A 5,598-nucleotide genomic window follows, 5' to 3' on the forward strand; every position below is an offset into this window, starting at 1 on the left:
GCCCTCACCGGAGCGATACGCGGCAACGTGTGCGAACGGTCGATCATCGCTTTGCGCTCGGCAACAGACCCGCCTTCCCGAGCGCGCCGGCCAAAAAATCGTTCACCAGCGTCAACTCGCCGATCTTGGCGTGCAACGTCTTCACGTCGATCGCAGGCTCCGCCGCCTCGGTAGCGCTGTCCGATCCGAAAACCCCTGCTGCCCCTTCCAGCAACTGGGTCCGCCAAGTCGTGATCTGGTTCGGGTGAACGTCATAAAGCTGCGCCAACTCGGCCAGCGTCTTCTCAACCTTAACGGCAGCCAATGCCACCTTTGCCTTGAAAGCCGGGCTGTGGTTCCGGCGTGGTCGTCTGCTCATCTGATCTCCTGTCATGCGGCCCATTGGTCACGGTCAGGCAGAAAATCCACTTATCACCCTGTGCAGTTTTGCCAGGCCACCTCTGATACTTCTAGGCCGCCATACTTGGACTTCCAGTTGTAAATGGTCGCTTCCGACACACCGTGCCTGCCGGCCAAATCAGCGGTCTTCGCTCCCGCCTCGCCCTCCTTCAACACGCCAATGATCTGTTCTTCTGTAAACCGTATCCGCTTCATCTCGTCCGTCCTTCCATAAGGCATGGACTCTAACTCAATGTGAAGGAGATTATGGGGGGCACGTCACGGGGCATAATGGGCAGCAAGGAGACCCAGTATGTCATGACCGATTCCAGGCAGGCAATTGGCGCGCGACAAACGGAATCAAGCACGCGACCACTTGTGGGTAACAGCAAGTTAAATTGGATGGATACCGCAATCCATCCCGGCTATGCTCACGCCGGGAATTACCAGTCCATGCCATGCCTCACTCCATCTCTTCGGAAAGACGGATGAATCACAAATGGCTGGTATTGCTCAACAACTTTCGGATCAGGCTCTTATGTCAGAATGCTATCGACTACTTCCCGTACCGCATCACCGTAAGGCGGGTACAAGATATCGACATTGTCCTGTTCGCCGCGAACAAAGATGGCGCGGGCGTTGCTGAATTCCCGGAACCCGTCCCAGCCATGGTGACGCCCCATTCCGCTGCCGCCTATGCCGCCAAATCCGAGCGTCGACAATGTGCCATGAATGGCCCCGCCATTCACTGTCACGCCTCCAGAGATGGTTCGGCGTAACACATTCTCGATCTCCTGCTTGTCTTCCGAGAAGATATAAATTGCGAGCGGACGTTCTCCACGGTTAATCAACGCAATAGCATCATCCAGCTCATCATACCAAATGATTGGCAACACAGGCCCGAAAACCTCTTCCTTTGTTACCCTCGCATCGGGTGAAGGGTCGATAACCAGGTGGAGAGCCATGCGCCTGCTTGAGGCATCAGCCTCAACACTCTCATCAAGTGATATGATTTCAGCACCCTTAGACCGGGCATCTTCAATAAGAGCCTGGATCCGGTCAAAGTGCGATCGAGAAATGATACCGGTGCAATCATCGGAATTGAAGAAGCCTGGTATCGTATCACGGGAATATCGCAGAACGAGTTCAAGAAACTTTTCCTTTTCTGAGGACGGGACCAAGGCATAGTCAGCCGACACGCAAGCCTGTCCATTCTTCATTGTCTTCAAGCCCAGAATAGAGGCTACAGATTTCGGGTTGACACCACTTTTAGTCAGCAGCGCGGGGCATTTTCCTCCCAACTCCAACGTCACGGGAACCAAATTCTCTGCGGCCGCCTTCATGACCAGCCGGCCCACGCGTGTGCTGCCAATATAAAGAAGATGATCCCATTTTTGAGCTGAGAAATGACGAGCCATCTCCTCGCCGCCTTCAACCACATGGACATGATCTTCATCAAATGTCGCGCCAATTATCTCGCGCAACATCGAGCTCGTCACCGGCGTGAATTCCGACGGCTTTATCATTGCTCGATTCCCGGCAGCGAGAATATCGGAGAGAGGTCCGCACGCCAATTCAACTGGAAAATTCCAAGGAACTATGGATCCAATAACACCTTTAGGTTGATATTCTACATAGGCCTTCCCATCACCATATAAGGCCGGATCAGCATAGCGTTCTTCGTGCGCCATCCACTTCTCCAGATTGCCTATCGCCGCATGGGCGCGTTCGACGGGGCCGACCATTTCGATAAGATCGGCATACAGATCTGAATGGGAATGAAAATCGGCTCGCAGCGCATCGCGGATACGCTGGCGGTTCGAAACTAGCATCGAGATCAATGCACGTAAATGATCACGACGTTCTTCAAGCGGCGGATATGGATTGAGCAAGAAAGCCGCCTTCATCGAGTCAAGTCGATCATTCAGCTTCAAAAGATCGCCGCTTCCGTTATCTGCCATTGTACTAATAGACATCGAAAATCTCCCATTCAAATTATTATAGACACGCAATAGAAGCCGTCTTCTATGACTCATGTAGCGATGCGCAAAATTAATCTGAAGATGACTAAAAAATCGAAGCAACCAGATCGCGCGTGGCTTCGCCAAAAGGTGGAAAGATCGAGGCAAGATTATCCTGCTCAGATCTAAAGTAGACTGCTCTATTATTACTAAACTCGCGGAATCCTTCTATGCCATGATGACGGCCCATGCCGCTAGCGCCAATGCCCCCGAAACCAAGTGAGGGACAAACACCGTTCAATGCTGCGCCATTAACCGTGACGCCGCCTGAGATGGTGCGTTCGAGCACAGCATCAATTTCCTCGGGATTTTGGCTGTATATATTAATACACAAGGGGCGATCGCGTTGATTTATGAGCTCAATAGCATCTTCGATCGAGTCATAAGGTATTATGGGCAGAATTGGGCCGAATATTTCCTCATTCATCAAACTAAGCCCAGGTTTCGGGTCCACAATTAAGGTAAGCGGCATAATGCGCCGGTCCCGATCAATACCTGAATCTTCAAGATGGATAACCCGTTCGCCACTGATATTTGCTTCATCAAGTAGTCCAACAAGCCGATCCAATTGGCGTTGCGTGATGATTCCGGTACAATCTGGAGATTGTGAATGGTTGTTCAAATTGGTACGGTAATACTCCTGCAGGGCAGAAACGAACGCCTCCATTTGCTCTCGATGGACCAGCACATGATCAACCGATACACATATCTGGCCGTTCTTGGCTAGTTTCATTCCAAGTACAGATTGAATATTACGGGAGCTAAGCCCCGTTGATGTCATAATAGTTGGGCATTTTCCACCCAGTTCAAGTGTCAGAGGGACCAAATTCTCAGCTGCAGCCGCCATGATCTGGCGTCCGACAACTGTGCTTCCGGTGTAAAGTATATGATCCCATGGAAGGGATGGAAGTGCTTTTGCCAAATCAAGGCCTCCCTTCGAGACGGTTACGTGATCTCGATCGAAAGTGGCGGCGATCATCTCCTCGAGAACGTCTGCGCAAGCCGGAGTATACTCCGAGGGTTTAAGGATAACCCGATTTCCGGCCGCTAGCATTTCTGCAAGTGGCCCGCAGCCAAGCTCGAATGGCAGATTCCAGGGCACCACATTTGCGATCACCCCTTTAGGTTGGTACTGCATGAAAGCGGTGGGCGTTCCGAACATCGGTTCAGCCTCGCGGCGATCGGGCGCCATCCAAACGGGCAGACGGTTGATCGCGGTTTCGGCCCGGCCCATAACGCCCGCGACCTCGATCAAATCAGAAAACTCCGTTGGATGCGCCGAAAAATCCTGCACCAACGCATCACGAATTTTATTACGATTAGCGGCCATCATTGCAACGAGTGCCCGGAGATGGGCGGTTCGTTCCATCTGTGATGGGTTAGAATTTCTTCTGAACGCCGCTTTTTGTAACTTGAGCGACTCTTTCAATCGATCAATTGCAATTGAGTCGTTCAATATCCCTGCGCCGACGGGCTTTGATCCGGTCGTTTCGACACCAACTGCGTCCATTAGCGTTTCCCTTCATTTTTTGCTGCGCAATACCTCACCCGCTGCCTTGAAATGTATCTCCATTTGGACCGACTTTCCGCTATTGGCAGCTGTCCTTTGTACTTCCCGAGGTAGCTAACTCTGAAACTCTAGATCGTAACAGCCCATTTGGCTGTCCCCCCAAAGGGGCCCCGTTTCCGCGCCATACCATCACTAGACCACATGTTCGCCTGAGGCTGACCCCATCGGCCTCGTAGTATGCAGGATCGAGATCGCTGGTCTGGCGCGATCTCCTGCATGGAGGCGAGCGATGAGCGAGACGGTGAAGTATGTGGGCCTGGACGTCCACAAGATCACGATAGCTCGGGCGTGTCGGACGGAGCTGCCGCCGCGATACTCACCACACCCGAGATCGCGCGAGCGATGGGCAAGAAAGATATCGTCAGTTTCAAGGCGCTGCAGATCGCGGTCAGCAACGGATGGGAATTGCAGGACAGTGGCTGGGACGGGAGCTACGTCCATACCACCCGCATCGCTGCGAAGCGCGCCTATGCCGAGGCGGGGATCCAAAGTCCACGCGAGGAAATCAGCATGACCGAAGTTCATGACTGTTTCTCGATTACCGAACTGATTACGATGGAGGACCTTGGTCTGTCTGACGAGGGGCGGGGGGTGAAGGATACGCTCGACGGCCTGTTCGACGCTGACGGCAAAATCCCCTGCCAGATCGATGGCGGTCTCAAATGCTTCGGCCACCCCATCGGTGCCAGCGGCATTCGGATGCTGTATGAGATGTATCTTCAGCTATCGGGTCGCGCAGGGGAGCGTCAACTCCCCAATCCTCGGATCGGATTGACCCATAATCTCGGCGGCCAGCCGTCGCAGAATGTCGCGTCCGTCTCGATCGTGGGGCGCCTCGATGTCTAAAGAGGTATTCGAGAATATTGCTGTCGATCGGCCGGCACCACACGTGCTGCGGCTGCTGATCAGTCGGCCTGCGAAGTTGAATGCGGTCGACTATAATGTGCGCGAGGAATTGTATCATGGGTTGCGCGAGGGTCTGCAGGACCCTTCGGTTCGCGCACTCGTGCTTGGAGGTGTTAATGGCAATCTTTCCGCTGGCGGGGACGTACCGTCGATGATCGGCCTGTCGGAGGAACAGGCGAGAGCCCGACTTCAGCACATCCATCGGCTCTGCCGGCTGGTTGCAGAGGCTCCGGTCGCGATCGTCACGGCGGCGGAGGGTTGGGCTGCAGGTGCGAGCGTTGGCCTCGCCATGCTTGGTGACTACATTATAGTCGGGCCGGGGACGAAGATTCTTGTGCCCTTCTTTAAACTGGGTCTCATCCCGGACTGGGGCATGATGCGCACCCTTCCACAGCGGGTAGGAACCGGCCGCGCAAGACGGATCATCTTCGAGTCCGAGACGATCTCGGGAGAGGATGCGGTGCGGATCGGCCTTGCCGACGTTCTGACAGAGGATACAGCGGTGATGCAAACCGCCGTGTCCAAGGCGGCGCAACTCGCCCGCCTGCCGCTCGGCGCGCTGACGTTGGCGAAAGAGCGCTTCCGCAATCCGCCGGTATCCTTCGATGCCGATCTGGCGAAAGAGGAAAACGCTCAGGTGGAGCTTCTGCGCAGCGAGGATTTCAAGGAGGGCTTCGCTGCCTTCTGGGAAAAGCGGCCAGCGGATTTCATGGCCACACGCGT

Annotated in this window: 4 protein-coding genes and 2 pseudogenes; 2 read left to right on the forward strand and 4 right to left on the reverse strand. The window is 54.3% G+C overall.

The features are described 5' to 3' along the window. From EBBID32_RS21770 to EBBID32_RS21785, 4 genes and pseudogenes are all read right to left on the reverse strand, one after another. Window positions 1-358, reverse strand: a pseudogene (locus EBBID32_RS21770) (transposase); the annotation flags it as partial. 80 nt (window positions 359-438) lie between these two features. Then, window positions 439-594, reverse strand: a pseudogene (locus EBBID32_RS21775) (transposase); the annotation flags it as partial. Between the two features lie 320 nt (window positions 595-914). Next, on the reverse strand, window positions 915-2,354 hold the full coding sequence (locus EBBID32_RS21780; protein WP_006967311.1) for an aldehyde dehydrogenase family protein: 1,440 nt from the start codon (window positions 2,352-2,354) through the stop codon (window positions 915-917). A 91-nt stretch (window positions 2,355-2,445) separates the two neighbouring features. After that, window positions 2,446-3,909 (reverse strand): aldehyde dehydrogenase family protein, encoded by a 1,464-nt coding sequence (locus tag EBBID32_RS21785; protein WP_006967312.1) that lies wholly within the window; start codon window positions 3,907-3,909, stop codon window positions 2,446-2,448. Between the two features lie 348 nt (window positions 3,910-4,257). Here EBBID32_RS21785 and EBBID32_RS21790 point away from each other — a divergent pair, with 348 nt between their 5' ends. Then, complete coding sequence (locus EBBID32_RS21790) at window positions 4,258-4,815, forward strand: thiolase C-terminal domain-containing protein (protein WP_231382281.1); 558 nt, start codon at window positions 4,258-4,260, stop codon at window positions 4,813-4,815. After that, window positions 4,775-5,598 (forward strand): enoyl-CoA hydratase/isomerase family protein (locus tag EBBID32_RS21795; RefSeq protein WP_156022655.1); only part of this gene is annotated, 824 nt, incomplete at its 3' end. The genes EBBID32_RS21790 and EBBID32_RS21795, both read left to right, overlap by 41 nt.

Source organism: Sphingobium indicum BiD32 (assembly GCF_000382885.1).
Taxonomy (GTDB): Bacteria; Pseudomonadota; Alphaproteobacteria; order Sphingomonadales; family Sphingomonadaceae; genus Sphingobium; species Sphingobium japonicum_C.

Bases quoted from the DNA above. Each gene is read 5' to 3' on its own strand.
- EBBID32_RS21785 (WP_006967312.1), bottom strand. From the start codon at position 3,909: ATGGACGCAGTTGGTGTCGAAACGACCGGATCAAAGCCCGTCGGCGCA.
- EBBID32_RS21780 (WP_006967311.1), bottom strand. From the start codon at position 2,354: ATGTCTATTAGTACAATGGCAGATAACGGAAGCGGCGATCTTTTGAAG.